This is a genomic window from Rhizobium sp. 11_C7_N12_5 (assembly GCF_051811145.1).
Classification (GTDB): Bacteria; Pseudomonadota; Alphaproteobacteria; order Rhizobiales; family Rhizobiaceae; genus Rhizobium; species Rhizobium lusitanum.
Genome location: NZ_JBPWPY010000001.1, coordinates 702831 through 720827 on the forward strand (window position 1 = coordinate 702831; position 17997 = coordinate 720827).

At 61.5% G+C, this 17997-nt stretch carries 16 protein-coding genes; 7 read left to right on the plus strand and 9 right to left on the minus strand.

Annotated features, from left to right (window positions below):
* Positions 1-145: 145 nt before the first annotated feature.
* Positions 146-934, minus strand: coding sequence for an SDR family oxidoreductase (locus AB8B29_RS03385; RefSeq protein WP_047638902.1), 789 nt, complete (start codon positions 932-934; stop codon positions 146-148).
* A 294-nt stretch (positions 935-1228) separates the two neighbouring features.
* Between AB8B29_RS03385 and AB8B29_RS03390 the strand changes: the two genes are divergently transcribed.
* A complete protein-coding gene (locus AB8B29_RS03390; protein WP_113119219.1) occupies positions 1229-2893 on the plus strand; it encodes an electron transfer flavoprotein-ubiquinone oxidoreductase in 1665 nt (554 codons plus the stop codon).
* A 6-nt stretch (positions 2894-2899) separates the two neighbouring features.
* Complete coding sequence (locus AB8B29_RS03395) at positions 2900-3427, plus strand: GNAT family N-acetyltransferase (protein WP_092572852.1); 528 nt, start codon at positions 2900-2902, stop codon at positions 3425-3427.
* Between the two features lie 60 nt (positions 3428-3487).
* Here AB8B29_RS03395 and AB8B29_RS03400 read toward each other — a convergent pair whose 3' ends face one another.
* Positions 3488-4402, minus strand: a complete 915-nt coding sequence (locus tag AB8B29_RS03400) for a DMT family transporter (RefSeq protein ID WP_092573008.1) — start codon at positions 4400-4402, stop codon at positions 3488-3490.
* A gap of 96 nt (positions 4403-4498) precedes the next feature.
* Between AB8B29_RS03400 and AB8B29_RS03405 the strand changes: the two genes are divergently transcribed.
* On the plus strand, positions 4499-5020 hold the full coding sequence (locus tag AB8B29_RS03405) for an Lrp/AsnC family transcriptional regulator (RefSeq protein ID WP_376774223.1): 522 nt from the start codon (positions 4499-4501) through the stop codon (positions 5018-5020).
* A 66-nt stretch (positions 5021-5086) separates the two neighbouring features.
* Here the strand turns inward: AB8B29_RS03405 and mgtE are convergent, their stop codons facing one another.
* Entirely contained in the window at positions 5087-6460 is a 1374-nt protein-coding gene (mgtE, locus tag AB8B29_RS03410) for a magnesium transporter (RefSeq protein WP_037193786.1), read from the minus strand.
* Positions 6461-6815: 355 nt separating this feature from the next.
* Positions 6816-7829 carry a zinc-binding alcohol dehydrogenase family protein gene (locus tag AB8B29_RS03415; protein WP_092572851.1) on the minus strand — a complete coding sequence of 338 codons (1014 nt, stop codon included), beginning with the start codon at positions 7827-7829 and terminating at the stop codon, positions 6816-6818.
* A gap of 104 nt (positions 7830-7933) precedes the next feature.
* On the opposite strand from AB8B29_RS03415, the gene AB8B29_RS03420 reads away from it, so the two are divergent.
* Entirely contained in the window at positions 7934-8338 is a 405-nt protein-coding gene (locus AB8B29_RS03420) for a winged helix-turn-helix transcriptional regulator (protein WP_113119275.1), read from the plus strand.
* Here the strand turns inward: AB8B29_RS03420 and AB8B29_RS03425 are convergent.
* Positions 8303-9520: an MFS transporter gene (locus AB8B29_RS03425; RefSeq protein WP_092572850.1), complete on the minus strand. Its 1218-nt coding sequence runs from the start codon at positions 9518-9520 to the stop codon at positions 8303-8305. The two genes, AB8B29_RS03420 and AB8B29_RS03425, sit on opposite strands and share 36 nt — an antisense overlap.
* Positions 9521-9844: 324 nt before the next feature.
* Between AB8B29_RS03425 and AB8B29_RS03430 the strand changes: the two genes are divergently transcribed.
* Positions 9845-10792: a diacylglycerol/lipid kinase family protein gene (locus AB8B29_RS03430; protein WP_037193793.1), complete on the plus strand. Its 948-nt coding sequence runs from the start codon at positions 9845-9847 to the stop codon at positions 10790-10792.
* Between the two features lie 5 nt (positions 10793-10797).
* Here the strand turns inward: AB8B29_RS03430 and AB8B29_RS03435 are convergent, their stop codons facing one another.
* Positions 10798-12138 (minus strand): glutamine synthetase family protein, encoded by a 1341-nt coding sequence (locus AB8B29_RS03435; protein ID WP_047640152.1) that lies wholly within the window; start codon positions 12136-12138, stop codon positions 10798-10800.
* 288 nt (positions 12139-12426) lie between these two features.
* Between AB8B29_RS03435 and AB8B29_RS03440 the strand changes: the two genes are divergently transcribed.
* The gene (locus AB8B29_RS03440; protein ID WP_047562160.1) at positions 12427-13794 is read left to right on the plus strand and encodes an aspartate aminotransferase family protein; all 1368 of its coding nucleotides are present in this window, start codon (positions 12427-12429) and stop codon (positions 13792-13794) included.
* Here the strand turns inward: AB8B29_RS03440 and AB8B29_RS03445 are convergent, their stop codons facing one another.
* The 3 genes from AB8B29_RS03445 to AB8B29_RS03455 are packed head-to-tail and all read right to left on the minus strand — an operon-like array spanning position 13795 to position 16942.
* Complete coding sequence (locus AB8B29_RS03445) at positions 13795-14415, minus strand: NUDIX hydrolase (RefSeq protein WP_037193799.1); 621 nt, start codon at positions 14413-14415, stop codon at positions 13795-13797.
* Positions 14416-14430: 15 nt separating this feature from the next.
* On the minus strand, positions 14431-15930 hold the full coding sequence (locus AB8B29_RS03450; protein ID WP_037193801.1) for a glycosyltransferase family 39 protein: 1500 nt from the start codon (positions 15928-15930) through the stop codon (positions 14431-14433).
* The gene (locus AB8B29_RS03455) at positions 15923-16942 is read right to left on the minus strand and encodes a glycosyltransferase family 2 protein (RefSeq protein WP_037193803.1); all 1020 of its coding nucleotides are present in this window, start codon (positions 16940-16942) and stop codon (positions 15923-15925) included. The genes AB8B29_RS03450 and AB8B29_RS03455 overlap by 8 nt, the downstream gene beginning before the upstream one ends.
* Before the next feature lie 94 nt (positions 16943-17036).
* On the opposite strand from AB8B29_RS03455, the gene AB8B29_RS03460 reads away from it, so the two are divergent.
* Complete coding sequence (locus tag AB8B29_RS03460) at positions 17037-17996, plus strand: lysylphosphatidylglycerol synthase domain-containing protein (RefSeq protein ID WP_037193805.1); 960 nt, start codon at positions 17037-17039, stop codon at positions 17994-17996.
* Position 17997 lies beyond the last annotated feature (1 nt).

The following is a 17997-nucleotide window of genomic DNA, read 5'->3' on the forward strand; positions in this document are numbered from 1 at the left end:
GCCCCATTTACAAAGGCCTGTTTTCGATTTGCCGATGACGACTTTAGAGCAATTCCAGGAAAAGTGCGTAGCGGTTTTCCGTCCGGAATTGCTCAAAAACAATAAGCCAGAGCGGTTAGGCGATTCCGTGAAGCGCGCAACCGCTCTAGAGGGATCGCGCAGCGCCTCCATCGCAGCGAACCATCGTCCCGGTCACGTAGCTTGCGGGTTCGCTGCAGAGAAAAGCGGCCGTTGCCGCGAATTCCTCGACGCGGCCATAGCGGCCGGCGGGAATGCGGTGCTGACGCTCGGTGCTGACCTCTTCGAGGCTCTTGCCGCCGCGCCTGGCCGTTGCGGCGTCGAGCTCGGCCAGTCGATCAGTGGCGATGCTGCCCGGAAGGAGCATGTTCACCGTGATCCCTTGTGCCGCCACTTCGCTCGCCAAGGTCTTGCTCCAGCCGGCGAGCGCCGGGCGCAGCGTATTGGAGAGCGCCAGATTGGGGATCGGCTCGATGACGCCGGAGGAGGCGACGGTGAGGATGCGTCCCCATCCTTGCGCCTTCATGCCAGGCAACAATGCATTGGTCAGGGTGATGATCCGCGCCACCATGGAGATGAAATAGGTCTCCAATCGCTCGGCGGTCATATCCTCAGTCGTTCCCGGCGTCGGGCCGCCGGTATTGTTGACGAGAATATCAATGCCGCCGAGTTTCTCGGTAACGGCCTTGCCGATGATCTCGATGAAATTCTCGTCGTTGAGATCGGCCCAGATCCAGTCGGCCCGGCCTTTCCCCTCGGCGTTGATGGCCTTGCAATTATTGTCAAGCCTCTCGCCGTTGCGGCCGCAAAGCAGGACGTTTACTCCCTCGCGTGCCAGCGCAACGGCGATGCCATGCCCCAGCCCCTTGGAAGAGGCGAGCACCAGCGCGCGTTTCCCGTCGATACGAAGATCCATCTTGATCACCCTTCTGCTATCTCGAAGTTCTCAAGTGGAACTTATAGAGCGGCATCAGCCGATTTTGAAAGCCACAGCGTGACAGCGGCCAGGTAAAAGAGATCGAAAGTTGACGTTAACGTAAAGGTAATTTAACTTGATTGCTAGTTGGACGAATTGGAGGATTGCCTGTCGCTTCCCGGCTCGACAATCCCTTCCCATTTTGACAAGAGATAACCGAAATGGGGAAGACGCCCAAAGGGGACAAGGCCGCGCTCCCATGCCATCGGGCGCCCGGCCAATCGGAGAGAGTATATGACTGACGCGAGCGAGCTGCCTGAACGCGAGAGCATGGAATTCGACGTCGTGATTGTCGGGGCGGGTCCTGCGGGGCTTTCTGCGGCGATCCGGCTGAAACAGGTCAATCCGGACCTGACCGTCGTCGTGCTCGAGAAGGGCGCCGAGGTCGGCGCGCACATCCTGTCGGGTGCCGTCGTCGATCCGATCGGCATCGATCGCCTGCTGCCTGGCTGGCGCGAGGAGGAGGGCCATCCATTCAAGACCGAAGTGACAGCGGATCACTTCCTGTTCTTGGGCCCAGCCGGCTCCATCCGGCTGCCGAACTTCATAATGCCGCCGCTCATGAACAATCACGGCAACTACATCGTCTCGCTCGGCAATGTCTGTCGCTGGCTGGCCGAGAAGGCGGAAGGCCTCGGCGTCGAGATCTATCCCGGCTTTGCCGCAACCGAAGTGCTCTATAATGACAAAGGCGCCGTCATCGGTGTGGCCACCGGCGACATGGGGATCGAGAAGAACGGCGAGCCCGGCCCGAACTATACGCGCGGCATGGAACTGCTCGGCAAATATGTGCTGATCGGCGAGGGCGTGCGCGGCTCGCTCGCCAAGCAGCTCATTGCCAAATTCGACCTCTCGAAAGATCGCGAGCCGCAGAAATTCGGCATCGGCATCAAGGAACTCTGGCAGGTCAAGCCGGAGAACCACAAAAGGGGTCTGGTGCAGCACTCCTTCGGCTGGCCGCTCGGCTTCAAGACCGGTGGAGGCTCATTCCTTTATCATCTGGAAGACAATCTGGTCGCCGTCGGCTTCGTCGTGCACCTGAACTACAAGAACCCCTATCTCTATCCCTTCGAGGAATTCCAGCGCTTCAAGACGCATCCGGCGATCCGCGGCACCTTCGAGGGCGGCAAGCGCATCTCTTACGGTGCACGCGCCATCACCGAAGGCGGTTATCAGTCGGTGCCGAAGCTGACCTTTCCCGGCGGCGCGCTGATCGGCTGTTCGGCCGGTTTCGTCAATGTGCCGCGCATCAAGGGCAGCCACAATGCGGTGCTGTCGGGCATGCTGGCAGCCGACAAGATCGCCGCGGCGGTCGCCGCGGGCCGCGCCAATGACGAAGTGATCGAGATCGAGAACGAATGGCGCCAGACGGATATCGGCAAGGACCTGAAGCGGGTGCGCAATGTCAAGCCGCTGTGGTCGAAATTCGGCACGCTGGTCGGCGTCGGCCTTGGCGGTCTGGACATGTGGACGAACCAGCTGTTCGGCTTCTCATTCTTCGGCACGCTGAAGCACGGCAAGACGGATGCCCAATCTCTCGAGCCCGCGTCCAAGCACGAGAAGATTAACTATCCGAAGCCGGATGGCGTCCTGACCTTCGATCGGCTGTCCTCGGTGTTCCTGTCGAACACCAACCACGAGGAAGACCAGCCGGTGCATCTCAAGGTCAAGGACATGGCGTTGCAGATATCGTCGGAGCACGACATTTTTGCCGGCCCCTCGACCCGCTACTGTCCGGCAGGCGTCTATGAATGGGTGGAGAAGGATGGCAAGGAGACCTATGTCATCAACGCCCAGAACTGCGTCCACTGCAAGACCTGCGACATCAAGGATCCCAACCAGAACATCAACTGGGTACCTCCACAGGGTGGCGAAGGGCCTGTCTATCCGAATATGTGAGATGCAATGACAGAGGTCGGGCAAGGCGCCTGGGCGATCCGTCTGGCTCGGCCGGAAGAGCAGCATTTGCTTGCTGATATCGAGATCGATGCGTTCTGGGCGTTGCATGAGGCCGGTGCCGTGGCCTGCGAGCCGACATCGCTGTCAATCGAAGTGCTCAGGCAGTCACAGGCGGAGCAGCTGCTGCTCGTCGCCGTCGATGACGGCGACCAGCCGTTCGGCTTCCTTGCCGGCATCCTCAAGGACGGTTCCGTTCACATTGCCGAAATCGATGTCGTCAGGCACTGGCAGAAGAAGGGCGCCGGAAGGCGTCTGATGGAAGCTGTCATAGCGGCGGCGAAAACGCAGGGTGCTGCAGGCGTCACTTTGACGACGGACCGGCATGCCGCCTTCAACGCGCCTTTCTATGCCTCGCTGGGATTTCGAATATTGGGCAATGAAGAAAGGCCGGCTGAGTTGACGCGGATCCTGGAGAATGAGGTCGCGCACGGCGCCGATCCGGCCAGACGCGTGGCGATGGCGCTTCGGTTCTGATCCGTATCCCAGGGTGGGCCAGATCGCCAATCCGAAGCGCCATGATGTCGAAGACAGGAATTAATGCTGGGCGCTTTTCCGGGCGAGCAGACCGGTGGAGAGAGCAACACCTATGCCGGTGACGAGGGCGGCTGCAATGCCAGCCGCTCCGATTTTCTCACCGAGCAGGAACCCGCCGCCGATGGTGGCGAGAACAGGCGTGATGGCGGTGAAGGCTGCGGCCTGCGTGCCGCCGAGGGCCTGGACGGCAAGACCGTAGGCCAGGGTGGCGGCAAGGCCGGACAGCAGCCCCTGGCTGACGATCTGCAGGCCGATTTCCGGCAACGGCACCGATGCGAGCGAGCTGCCGAAGACGAAGGCCAGTCCGACATGGATGAGGAAGGACCAGACAGCGATGATGGCGCTCGATTGCAACGCGCTCAAGCCCGAGCGGCGGAAGGCATGGGTGTAGCTTGCCCAGAGCAAGGCTGCGAGCGGCAGCAGCGTGAAGCCTTCCCAGGAGATCTGCACGCCGTAAAGACTGCGTGCCAGCAGGATGACGACGCCGGCGACGATGCCGGCAAGGCCGAGCCAGCGGGTCACATCGAGCCGTTCACGAAACAGCGTCACGCCGATTAGGGCGGCGGCCAGCGGCATGGAACCGCCGAGCAGGATGCCGGCTGCCGAGGCCGGGGTGAATTGAATGGCGAAGGTGGTCAACTGAAAGAACAGGGCGCCGGAACCGCAGACCATCAGCGCCAGCAGCTTCAGTGGCACGCCTTTCGGCAGCAGGCCGGTCCGCCACCAGACGGGGGCCAATACCAGGGCCGGCACGCCGTAGCGGATCAGGCCGAGGTCGATCGTGCTCATCTGCGTCTCGGCCGTGTGGCGTGTCGCCAGAATCCAGTTCGCCCAGATCAACACGGTGACGATAGCGCCCGCATAGCCGATCGCTGTGGGGCTGATTTTGCGGGTGGGGAGGGTCAAGGCGGTCATCGACATATCCTTTCCAACGATCCAGTTTGTCTTTCGATGGGAAGAAGATAGCGCCGAAGGCTGAGGCATGTCCTTGCTAGTTATGGCTCCAAAAACATGATACAGGCAATAATCTGCCAATATGGATGCTTGAGTTTCTCAGATATGCCAAAGCTGGATAAATTCGATATTGCCATCCTCAATTGCCTTCAGGAGGACGCGCGCGCCACCAATGTCGAGATCGCCGAGCGGGTCAATCTTTCGCCGTCGCCCTGTTTGAGGCGCATCCGCAACCTGGAAAAATCCGGCCTACTGCGCGGTTACCGCGCCGATATCGATCGCAAGGAGGCCGGCCTCGGCCTCACGGTTTTCGTTGAACTCAAGGTCGGTCATCACTCGAAGGAAAATTCCGAGGCGCAGCAGGCAGCATTGCTCGCCATTCCGGAGGTCGTGGCCTGCCATTTGATTTCGGGAACGGCCGATTTCCTCGCGGAGGTCGTGGTGGCGGACCTTGCCGCCTATGAGAAGGTGATGTCGGAAAAGCTTTTGGTGCTTCCCGGCGTGGTCGATCTGCGCTCGAACTTTGCGATCCGCACGATCAAGACCAATGGTGCCCTGAAACTGCCACAGCCTGAATGAAACAGGCGAAGTGAAAATGAAAAGGGGCCGTTGCAGGCCCCTTTTTGGATGAGAGCCTGATGATCCTCAGAGCATCGTTCCGCTGAGGATCATCAGTGCGACCGAGAAGTAGATCACCAGCCCGGTGACGTCGACCAGCGTCGCAACGAAGGGCGCCGATGCGCTGGCCGGGTCGAGCCGCAGCTTCTGCAAAACGAACGGCAGCATCGAGCCGGCAAGCGAACCGAACGTCACGATGCCGATCAAGGCTGCAAAGACAGTAAAGGCGACGAGCTGCCAGTGCGGACCGTAGTCGAAGAGACCGATGGTCTGCCAGAGCACGATGCGGGCGAAGCCGACGAGACCGAGAATTGCGCCGAGCACGATGCCCGTCGGCAGTTCACGCAGAGCCACGCGCCACCAGTCCGCAAGCTTTAGCTCGCCGAGCGCCAGCGCCCGGATGATCAGCGAGGTTGCCTGCGAGCCGGAATTGCCACCGGAGCTCATGATCAGCGGGATGAACAGCGTCAGCACGACGGCTTTTTCCAGTTCGCCTTCGAAATGCTGCATGGCGCTTGCCGTCAGCATTTCGCCGAGGAAGAGGGCGGCAAGCCAGCCGGCGCGCTTGCGGATCATGCCGCCAAAGCTGATCTTCATGTAGGGCTGACCGAGTGCTTCCATGCCGCCGAACTTCTGTGCGTCTTCGGTCGTATCGGCAATCATCGTGTCGATGACGTCGTCGACGGTGACGATGCCGAGCATGTGGCCCTTGTCGTCGACAACCGGAAGCGCCAGCAGATCGTGGCGCCGGATCAGACGGGCGACGTCCTCCTGCTTCATCAGTGGCGGCGCCGTTACCGGCGTGCCCTTCTGTGCGACGGTGAGGATACAGGCGTCGGGCTCGCCGGTGATGAGGCGGCGCAGCGTCACGACATGCAGCAGCACATGTGTCTCGTCGTCGAGCACATAGATGGCATAGACGGTTTCGCGGGAGCGCTCGACCTGGCGAACGTGGTCGAGCGTCTGCGCAACGGTCCAGCTTGCCAATACGCTCACGAACTCTGTCGTCATGATGCCGCCGGCGGTGCGCGGCGGGTAGCCCATCAGGCCCTGGATCGCTTGCCGGGCATGCTCGTCGAACGTGGCGAAGAGCCGGGCACGGGTGTCGATATCCATCTCGAGCAGCACGTCGGCGACACGGTCGTTCGACATGCCGTGCAGCAGCCGGGAGGCGTCCGCATTGCCCATGACTTCGAGAATTTTGGATGCGTTGCGCAGTTCCGGCCGGTCGAGAATGCGCACGGCGCGCTCTTCCGGCATTTTGGCGAGAATGCGCGCAGCCTCGCCCACATCGAGCACGTTCAAGGACTCGACGCGTTCCGCGATGGTTACGGCGCGGTTGTTATTGATGAATGCACGAGCGGCGTTGCCAGCCCGCATGGGGAAGCTGTTGATATTCATTAAAGCTCGCCTTTCCAGTCGATCCGCCGTCGTAGCGGATCGTGGCGAGCCGACAGGAGTCGGTTAGTGCACGAATGCTACTGACGGCAAAGGCAATCGACTACTACTGTCGCTAGGCATCTAAAGATGGCTCCGGTTAATCGGCATGGAAAAACATTATTCCCCACGTGGGGGAGAAGTCGCGCCGAAGGCATAAAAAGTCAAGAGGTGGAAGCAGTTAAAGGCACTATGTCGCAAGAAAAATTTCTTTAGGCGGCCGAAAGTTTGTGCGTTGCAACAAATTCCGTTGCGAATGCGTTAAATAGCTTGGCCGGACGCCTCGCGCCCGGCCATATTCGCTGAAAATTTCAGTCTCTCAGAAGCCCACCAGGACGACCTTGCCCTTCATTTTTCCGGTTTCGACCAGGGCATGCGCCTTCTTCAGATTCGCCGCGTTGATCGTGCCTGCGGTCTCCGTCAGCGTCGTACGGACCTTGCCGGCATCGACCAGTTCGGCGACCTTCGTCAGCAGCCTGTGCTGCTCGATCATGTCGGCCGTGTTGAACAGCGGGCGGGTGAACATCAGTTCCCAATGGATCGAGGCCGACTTGCGCTTGAAAGGCATGACGTCGAGCGTCTTCGGATCGTCGATCAGCGCGAACCGGCCCTGCGGGGCGATGGCATCGACGATGGACGCGATGTGGTCAGCGGTATTGGTCGTCGAGAAGATGAAGGCGGGCGCGCCGATGCCGAGCGCCTCGATCTGAGGCGCAAGCGGCTTCGAATGGTCGATGACGTGATGCGCGCCCAACTCCTTGACCCAGGCCTGCGTTTCCGGCCGCGAGGCCGTAGCGATGACGGTGAGGTCGGTCAAGGCGCGTGCGATCTGGATCGCAATCGATCCGACGCCGCCGGCACCGCCAATGATGAGGATCGCATTTGCCACGCCGGGAACGGGATCCTGCACCTTCAGGCGATCGAAGAGCGCTTCATAGGCCGTGATCGAGGTTAATGGCAGCGCAGCCGCGGCCGCAAAATCGAGGCTCTTCGGCTTGGCCCCGACGATGCGCTCGTCGACGAGATGGAATTCGACATTCGAGCCGCCGCGGTTGATGGCGCCGGCATAGAAGACTTCATCGCCCGGCTTGAACATCGTGACCTCGGGACCGACGGCCCTGACGATGCCGGCCGCGTCCCAGCCAAGGATCTTGTATTCGCCTTCGGGCGGCGCGGCGCTGGCACGGACCTTAACGTCGACCGGATTGACGGAGACCGCCTTCACTTCGACGAGCAGGTCGTGGCCCTTGGCCTCGGGTGTCGGCAGGTCGATATCGATGAGCGATGTCTCGGCGGAAATGGGCTGAGGTTGCTTGTAGGCGACTGCACGCATGGGAGAAGCTCCTGGTTTTGTTGCACACAGGCTAGATGCGCATTATCATCAAAGGGCGCAAGAATGCACAAATTCTGTACGTAGGTACAAAAAGGATACTGTCGATGTCGCTTCCCCGCTCCAAGCTCGTCAGGAATTTTCCGGGATGCCCGGTCGAGGCGACGTTGAGCCTGCTCGACGGCAAATGGAAGGGCGTGATCCTGTTTCACCTGATGGAAGGAACGCTGCGCTTCAATGAAATCCGCCGCAAGCTTCCGTCGGTGACGCAGCGCATGCTGACGAAGCAACTGCGCGAATTGGAAGAATCCGGGCTGGTCTCACGCACCGTCTTTCCGGTCGTGCCGCCGCGCGTCGAATATGCTCTGACGCCGCTCGGCACAAGCCTGCGGCCGATCATCAAGGCGATGGCTGTATGGGGCGAGGAGAATGTCTTCTGCCACAATGGCCGGCAGGAACTGGCCGCACCCGCGGCCTCATGCGTGGCCGGTACGGCGCTCCAGGCCAACTGAAACGGCAAAGACCGCAAGACCGGCGACCGAGAGAACCGCGCCGACATAGCCGGTCGCAGCCGCGGTGAAGCCCCAGGTGATCACCATGCCGCCGAGCCATGCGCCGAGCGCATTGGCGATATTGAAGGCGGAATGGTTTGAGGCGGCAGCCAGCGTCTGCGCATCCGCCGCCACATCCATCAGGCGGGTCTGCACGGCCGGACAGGCGGCAAAGCCGCAGCCGATCAGAAACACGCAGACGCAGAGCATCACCGGATTGGCGGCCGTCAACGAAAACAGCGTCATGATGATGATATTGAAAATCATCATGCCGCCGATCGTGCCCTTGAGCGAGATGTCGCCGAGACGGGAGCCCACGACATTGCCGACATTCATGCCGATGCCGAACAGCGCAAGCACGACCGGCACCATGCTTGCCCCAAGGCCCGCAACCTGTGTCGTGGTGGTGGCAACATAGCTGAAGATCGAGAACATGCCGCCGAAGCCGACGGCGGCGATGCCAAGCGTCAGCCATACCTGGATGCGCTTGAGCGCGCCGAGTTCGCGGGTGATGCTGGCGCCTTCCTCGACCCTATCCTTGGGGAGGAAGAGGGCGATGAGCAGCATGGTCGCGAGGCCGATGCCACCCACCATCATGAAGGCCGCCCGCCAGTTCAGAAGCTGGCCGAGGAAGGTGGCGATCGGCGTGCCGATCAGCGTGGCGATCGTCAGGCCGAGCATGACTTGGCCGACGGCGCGGACGCGGCGGTGAACCGGCACCATCGATGCGGCAACCAGCGCGGCAACGCCGAAATACGCGCCATGCGGAAGGCCGGTGATGAAACGCAGCGCCGTGAAGCTTGCGAAGGTCGGTGCGAATGCGCTGGAAATATTGCCGGCGGCGAAGATCGCCATCATCAGCAGGAGCAGCGTGCGCCGCGCCATCTTGGCGGCGAGCACGGCGATAATAGGCGCACCGACGACGACGCCGAGCGCATAGGCGCTGATGACATGACCTGCTTCCGGCGTGGTGACGCCAAAGGTGTCGGCAACATTAGGCAGAAGTCCCATGATGACGAATTCACCGGTACCGATGCCGAAGCTGCCGACCGCGAGGGCCAGTGTCACGAGCGCGATGGCCGTGCGCGAAGGCGCTTCCAGGACGGTTTGGGTATCGAGGACGTCGGCGGCAATATCGCTCACGAAAGCTCCTTGGCGACAAACCCGGGCAAGGCGCCGCGAATCATGCAGCGAGCCCGGAACCCGGCATTCGATGCATCATGGGGAAATAAAGGACTGGAGGGGCATGGACATACCTCAGGCGATAGTATCGATGGCGTCGATATTTCTGTCGCGTGCATTTTTTGCAGTGCAGCATGTCGTACGCTGCATAAGTGAACATTGGTCCGATCGGGCAGAGCAGTTGTAATGCTTGAAATCGCTTCATTCGGAACCATCTGTGGGGGAGGCGCACGGGGGCATTCGCCCCTTCCCGAAATACAATTTGCGGAAAGACCAAGAGCCCCAATGAAGTTGATCGGCTTTTTCAACCGCGATGGCGGTACCTTCCGGACGACGGATATGGCTGCCTATGAGGCGAAGGCGGAGCAAGTCTTCCGCGATGCCGGTCATGATTTCGAAGCCGTGGTCGTGGCGGGACGAGACGTCGTGTCGGCGATGGAGCGCGCGGCGCGCCGGGACGACATAGACGGTATCGTCGCCGGAGGCGGCGACGGCACGATTTCGGCCGCCGCCGCCATCGCCTGGAAGACCGGCGTCGCCCTCGGCGTGATTCCCGCCGGCACCATGAACCTGTTTGCCCGTTCGCTGAGGTTGCCGCTCGATATCTGGCAGACGCTGAACGTGCTCGCGACAGGTGAGGTCGACAAGGTCGATATCGGCAGCGCCAACGGTCGGGCCTTCGTGCATCAGTTCTCAGCGGGCCTGCATGCGCGCATGGTGCGTTATCGCAACGGCTATACCTATCGCTCGCGCATCGGAAAGATGTCGGCCAGCACCCGTGCCGCCTTCGGGGTCATCGCCAATCCGCCGGAATTCGATGTCGACTTCGAAGCCGGCGGCGTTCGCGAACGCCGGCACGTGTCGGCGATTTCCGTCTCCAACAATCCCTTTGGCGCCAATGCACTGCTCTATGCTGACAATCTGCAGGGCGGTGAGCTCGGCTTCTACATGGCAAAGCCATTGCGGCCGCTTGGCGTGGCGCGTCTTGTCGTCGATATGCTGCGCGGCCGGTTTCGTGAGAACACCGATGTCATGGTCATGCATGCGCCGGAAGTGCATCTGCATTTCCCGAAGCTGCGCCAGCTCGCAAACTGCGTCATGGATGGCGAGTTGCTGCCGCTGGAGCGCGATGTAACGCTCAAGGTTCATCCCGGCGAACTCAAGGTGATGGTCCGCGAAGGCACCGCCGCCAGCGTCGAGCGCGAGGGTGCCGTCAACAGCCTGGCCGTCTGAAGCGGTCAGAGACGCGGCAGATAGGTTCGATAGTCGAAATCGGAAACGGTGCGCAGAGAGCGGATGGCTTCCTTGTGCTTCGTATCGCCGTAGAGCTTTTGATATCGCTCGCCAAAGATATCGGCGATGAAGACAGAGCTGCGGAAGCGTTCGACGGCGGTCAGGAAGTCATGCGTCAGCCGCGGGGCATTGGCCGGCACGTAGGTCGGTGTCGTCTCCTCGCCGGGGTCCAGTTGGTTCTCTAAACCGAGCAGCATGCCGCCAAGGATTGCCGCCAGCATCAGATAGGGATTGGCGTCGGCGCCGGCGACACGATGCTCGACGCGCGCGCCAGGTCCATCCTTTTCGGGAATGCGCACTGCGGTGCCGCGATGGCCATAGCCCCAGGTCAGGTCGACGGGGGCGAAGGAGCCCGGCTGAAAGCGGCGGTACGAGTTGGCATAGGGCGCAAAGATCAGCTGCGCATCCTCTAGCGTTTGCAGTAACCCGGCGCAGATCGATTTCAGCTTCTTCGGCTCGCCGCCTTCCGCATCGAGGATATTGCGGCCCTGATCATCGATGATGCTGGCATGTACATGCAGTCCGGAGCCGGCGTGATCGGTATAGGGCTTCGCCATGCAGGTCGATTTCAGGCCGTGCTTGCGCGCCGCCTGCTCGGCCACGCGCTTCAGCATGATGCAGTCGTCGGCGGCGGCAAGGGCATCCGGGCGATGCAGCAGGTTGACCTCGAACTGGCCGGGGCCGAATTCCGCCGTCGTCGCGTCCGCCGGCAGCGCCTGCGCCCTGGCATAGCTGCGCAGCGTTTCAAGATAGCCGTCGAGCAGGTCGACCGCGTCCATGTCGTAGAGCTGGTAGCCGTTCGGCTCGTCGCGATAGGTCAATGCCGGCGGCGGCGAGGGGATGCCTCTTTCGCGCCAATCGCCGGCAAGCAGATAGAATTCCAGCTCGGTTGCGATGACGGGGGTCAGGCCGAGCGCCTTGTAGCGGTCGACCACGGCCGCAAGAATGGCGCGGGGATCCTGAAAGCTCGGGCTGCCGTCGAGCTCATGCATGGTGGCCAGCACCTGCTTCGACCCAGGCGGTGCCCAGGGCATATCCGCGAGTGTGCGCCGATCAGCGACACAGGTACCGTCTGGATCGCCGATCGTCAGCGACAGGCCTGTCATGTCGTCATTGTCGTCGCCCCAGATATCGAGCGACTGCGTCGAGGTCGGTAGCCGCACGGCGCCGGACCAGACCTTCTTTTCGGCCGCGATCGGGATCTGCTTGCCCCGCAGCCGGCCGTTCATGTCCGATATCAGCACCTCGATACGCGCATTACCTTCGGTTGCGTTGTCGGCCGCCATACTCTTGTAAATCCCCAATGCTCACGGCATGGTCGTAAACCATGATAGCTATCAGTCAAGTCTGGCGACGCTGAGTCTCCGTGCCAGGCCCCTCACCCCAGCCCTCTCCCCGCATGTGCGGGGAGAGGGGACTCTCCGATGCCCATCTTCGCGCAATGCGGTAATTGGCACGAAAACTCCCTCTCTCCGTTTGACGGGGAGAGGGCTGGGGTGAGGGGCCATGCACACAATTGCGGCGTCGGCGGACTCGCCTGGCAGAAACCAATTGCAATGAGGTGAGTTTCAATCATGCCCGACATGCCAAGCCGCTCCAATCTTGCCGCTCTCGATGCCGCCCATCATCTCCATCCCTTCGCCGATATGAAGAAGTTGAACGCCGACGGCGCACGGATCATCCAGCGCGGCGAGGGCGTCTATATCTTCGACAGTGAAGGGCGGAAATATCTGGATGGCTTTGCCGGCCTCTGGTGCGTGAATATCGGCTACGGCCGCACGGAGATTGCCGATGCCGCGATCCGGCAGATGAACGAACTGCCCTACTACAATACCTTCTTCGGCACGACGACAACGCCGGCGACGCTGCTGTCTGAAAAAGTCTGCGCCCATGCCGGGCCGCATTTCAATCACGTCTTCTTCACCAATTCCGGCTCGGAGGCCAACGATACCTGGTTCCGCATGGCGCGGGTCTACTGGAGCGCGGTCGGCAAGCCCAGCAAGAAGACCGTCATTGCCCGCAGGAACGGCTATCACGGGTCGACTGTTGCCGGCGCCAGCATGGGCGGAATGAAATACATGCACGAGCAGGGCGACCTGCCGATCCCAGGCGTCGTCCACATCGGGCAGCCCTATTGGTACGCCGACGGCGGCGAGCTCTCGCCGGAGGAGTTCGGCCTCAACGTCGCCCGAGAGCTGGAGGAGAAGATCGATGAGTTGGGCGAGGACAATGTCGGGGCCTTCATCGCCGAGCCGGTACAGGGCGCGGGCGGCGTCATCATTCCACCTTCGACCTATTGGCCGGAAATCGCGCGCATCTGCAAGGCCCGGAACATCCTCTTGGTCTGCGACGAAGTAATCTGCGGCTTCGGTCGCCTTGGCTCATGGTTCGGCTATCAGCATTTCGGCGTCGAGCCCGATCTCGCCCCGATCGCCAAGGGATTATCGTCGGGCTATCTGCCGATCGGTGGCGTACTCGTCAGCGATCGCATCGCCGACGTGCTGATCAACGAGGTCGGCGAGTTCAATCACGGCTTCACCTATTCCGGCCACCCGGTATGTGCGGCCGCCGCACTGGAGAATCTGAGAATTCTCGAGGATGAACGGCTGGTCGAGCGCGTTCGCGACGATATCGGTCCCTATTTTGCCGAGGCCTGGGGCAGCCTTGCGGATCATGACATGGTCGGCGAGGCCGTCAGCATCGGCCTCATGGGCGCATTGCAGCTTGCCGCCGATAAATCCACCCGCCGCCGGTTCGAGAAGCCCGATGCGATAGGCTCGGCCGTCCGCAACCACGCGCTCGCCAACGGTCTCGTGCTGCGCGCGACGGCCGACCGCATGCTGGCGTCGCCGCCGCTCGTCATCAGCCATGAGGAAGTGGATGCCATGGTTCGCATCACGCGGCTGGCGCTCGATGCCGTCTGGGCGGAGGCGAAGTCGTAATCAGCGCTTGCCCGTCGGCGTCGGCGCATCCCACTTGCCCGCCTTGTGAAGGGCAAGCGTCAGCGCCGCGACATGGATGACCTGGATCATCTTGCCATCCAGCGCCAGCTCGATCGCCTGCCGGATCGGCATGCGGATCAGGCGAATGCGTTCGGTCGGGTCGTCCGCCGGTCTGGCGCTGAACTCGACATTCCGGGCGATGACGATGTGCGCCAGATTGGTGTGAGTGGCCGGATTGGGCGCAAGCTTGCCCACATAGTCCCAGTCGGTGGAGGAGAGGCCGGTTTCCTCGCGCAGCTCGCGCGCCGCCGCCTCGACCGGGCTTGCATCGCTCGCGTCTATGGCTCCGCCGGGCAGTTCGAGGGCCACGACACCCAGCCCATGACGATACTGTTGGACGAGATAGATATGATCCTCGGCATCGAGCGCAATAATCTCGACCCAATCGGGATATTCCAGCACATAATAAGGCGCGATTTCCACGCCTTCCGCTGTGACGCAGCTATCGGCCCGGACCTTCAGCCACCGGTCGTGAACCAGATAAGTGGAGCTCTTTCTCTCCCAGGGCGGAAGATCGGCGGTGTCGGTCAGTAGGTGTGTGACGTCGTCCTTCGAGTCCATGTACGGTTCGAGCCTCTATTTCGGATAGACCCACGCATAGGCGAAAGACGCCATGTCACCCGGTTTGCCATGAATATATTGCACATCCGTGAGCTTGATGTCCGGCGTCGCATATTGCAAACCGAGAGTGTCGCGCAGCCAGTTCGACAACTCCCGCGGCATGACACCATTGTCCTTGCCCGGGCGCCACACGATCAGGATCGGCTTGTTTGCGCTCCACTGATAATCGGCTTTCAGATTTGGAAAGAAGAGCGACATGGCCGGCACGTCGGGAAGCTGCAGGTGCAGGTTGCCGGCGGGCAGCCATCCGTTCGTCAGCATCAAGCCCGGCCGCTTGCCTTCGCTCGCAAGGATCTGCCGCACGAAGGCGGGATAGGGGGTGTTGTAGTGGTCGTAGGCGCCAAACAGCATCGGGAAGATGGTGCGGGTCAAAAGCAGCGCCGGGATAACGACCATCATGACGAGCGGGACATAGAAGAAACGCTTGCCGAAATCCGCGGCCGTGATTCCGGCGACTTCCATCTTCAGGCATAGATAGATCGGCAGCAGGAAGAGGAAGGGCAGCAGCCAACGGTCGCGCAGATCCGTCATGCCGATGGTGACGATCAGGATCAGCACGATTATGGCGATGACGGCAAACAGGATTTCGAAGAAGCGGGTCCACTCGTTCGACCGGCCGCCGAAGTTCTTCAGCAAGCTCTTGCCGAACACCAGCGCATAGACGATGAGCGTCGGTGCGCCGATGATGACGATCAGCTTTAAGAATTTCAACGGCCCTTTCACGAACTTGGCGAAAGCGCCCTCCGGCGCCTCCTCCGCCATGATGCCGAGCGTGCGGCCGGAGGCGAGGTCGAAATTGTGGATCAGCCAGATCCCGTGCGGCAGGAAGATCACCAGGGAAATGAGGATGGTCAGCAGGAAGCGCTTGTCGAAGACGCGGGCACGGCCCTGCGGGTGCATCAGCACGGCGACCAGGGCGCCGGCGGCGAGCAGCGCGAAATTGTATTTCGACAGCATGCCGAGGCCGAGCGCCAAGCCGGTGAATGCATAGGAACCAAGGCTTGGCGCCTTCAGCGTGCGGATGGCGCCGCAAAGAAACAGGTTGATGGTGACAAGCTGCGCGACCGTGTGCGTCAGGTCGCGCTGGGCCTCCCAGAAGAATTGCGGGATGGTGAGCAGCGACAACGTTGCGATCGCCGCGAAGACCTTGTCGGTCAGCACTTCCCTGGCCAGCCTGTAATAGCTGAGATAGACGAGGAAGAGGAAGATGTTCTTGACGGCGGAGATTGCAGTCAGCGACAGGCCGAAGACGGAAACGACGACTGCCTGCACCCAATTGTATAGCGGCGGCTGGGAATCGTAGCCAAGCGTCAGCCATTGCGAGAACAGGGCCTGCTGCGACTCGTCGAAGCGCATGCCATGCGGGATGGCGAGGCGCACCAGGAACTCGATGATGAAGTAGCCAGCGAGAAGCGGGATGATGGCATCCGGTCGGCGGACCAGAAACCTATGCATCCTGGTGATCCCGATCGAAGATCTTGCGCACGATATAGTTCGGCGAAAGATCGTCGCGATAGTAGATGCGCGCGATCATCTCCGCGAGGATGCCTGTCGTGATCATCTGGATCGATGACAGCAGCAGCACGACGCCGACCAGCAGCAGCGGCCGGTTGCCGATGTCGCTGCCGAAAATGAACTTGTCGATGAAGAGCCAGAGCAGGATCAGGCTGGCAAGAGCGCCGAGGCCGAGGCCGAGTGAGCCGAAGAAGTGGCCCGGCCGCGCCTTGTAGCGCATGAAGAACATCACCGACAGCAGATCGAGAATGACGCGGAAGGTGCGCGAAATCCCGTATTTGGAGGTGCCGTGCTGGCGCGCATGATGGGTGACGGGGACTTCGCCGATACGCGAGCTCGGCACCACGCCGGCGACCCAGGCGGGGATGAAGCGGTGCATCTCGCCCATCAGCTTCACCTGCTTGATGATCGAGGCGCGATAGATCTTCAGGCTGCAGCCATAGTCGTGCAGCTTGACGCCGGTGATGCGGCCGATCAGGTAATTGGCGCACCAGGAAGGGATCTTGCGAAGCAGGAGCCCATCCTGGCGGTTCTTGCGCCAGCCGACGAGCAGGTCGAGCTGTCGCCGTTCCAACTCTTCGACCATTGAAGGGATGTCTTTCGGGTCGTTCTGAAGGTCGCCATCCATGGTGGCGATCAGCCGGCCACTGGCGGCGTCGATGCCCGCCTGCATGGCTGCCGTCTGGCCGAAATTGCGCTGAAGCTCGACGATGCGCAGCGTCAGCCCGTCGCGCGGCAGCGACCGGCGCGCATTGGCAAGGGTTGCGTCCGTGCTGCCGTCATCGACCAGGATCAGTTCCCACGGTCTTGCAAAGCCAGCCATGGCGGAGCAGATGCGCTCGACGAGCGGCCCGACGCTTTCTTCCTCGTTGAAGACGGGCACAACCAGCGAAAGCTCAAGAGGGCCTGCCGTATCGGCCTGGGGGAGGGTCGACTCTGCCGTTGTCTGCAACTCTTCTTTCTCCTAAAAGACCGGCAGAACCTGCCGGACGGAACGAGCGATATGTCCGGCCTCAGCCACCGCTCGCATTGGGTGCCCTAACTACATGAAGACTCCGACGGTTGCCAGCCGACAGAATTGGTTTATTCGCAACCGAATGACGCTGCTCACTCTCGCGGTGGTCGTCGCTTATGCCGCCTTCATCGAATGGTTCTGGGGGTGGAGTTCTATCCTGGCGCAGTGGGGCAAGGTCGGCCTTCTGCCGATCCTGCTCGCCCTAGCGCTTTTGACCGGCACCTACTTCCTGCGCACCTGGCGCATCTATGATTATTTCCCGAAGGAAACAGCTGGCCATTTCGCAGCGCTCTTCCGTGTGACGCAGGTGCATAATCTGCTTAATATCATGATGCCGTTCCGTACTGGGGAGACCAGTTTCCCGGTGCTGATGCGCTCCGAATTCGGCATACCGCTGGCGCGCGGCACATCGGCGCTGTTCGTCATGCGGCTGCTCGACCTGCATGCGCTGCTGGCGGCGGCCGGCGTCGGTCTTGCGCTTGCTTCGCCTTACCGCGTTCTGGCCTGGATCGTATGGCTGGCTTTCCTGTTCTTGCCGGTCGCAGCTTTCGTTTCGCGCCGGCCGCTGATCCGCCTTGCCGCCAGCATTCTGCCGAAGAAGGCGCAAGGGCTGGTACATGAGCTGGAGCGCGGCCTGCCTGTCGATGCCCAGGCCTTTGCGCGCGCCTGGCTGACGACGGTGGTCAATTGGCTGGTCAAGGTCGCGGTACTTGCCTGGGCGCTCGGCCTGATGAATGTCACGCCGTTATCGGCAAGTTTCGGCGGCGCGCTCGGCGGCGAATTGTCGTCAGTGCTGCCAGTGCATGCGCCGGGAGGTGTCGGCACCTATCCGGCCGGCATCACCGCCGGCGCCATGGCATTCGGCGCTTCGGGCGAGAAGGCTGCGCTCGAGAACCTGGCGCAGGCGAGCATCAACGCCCACCTCCTGATCGTCGTTTCGGCACTGACGGGCACCGCCATCGGTCTGCTTGTTTCCAGAAAGCGTGCCTGAT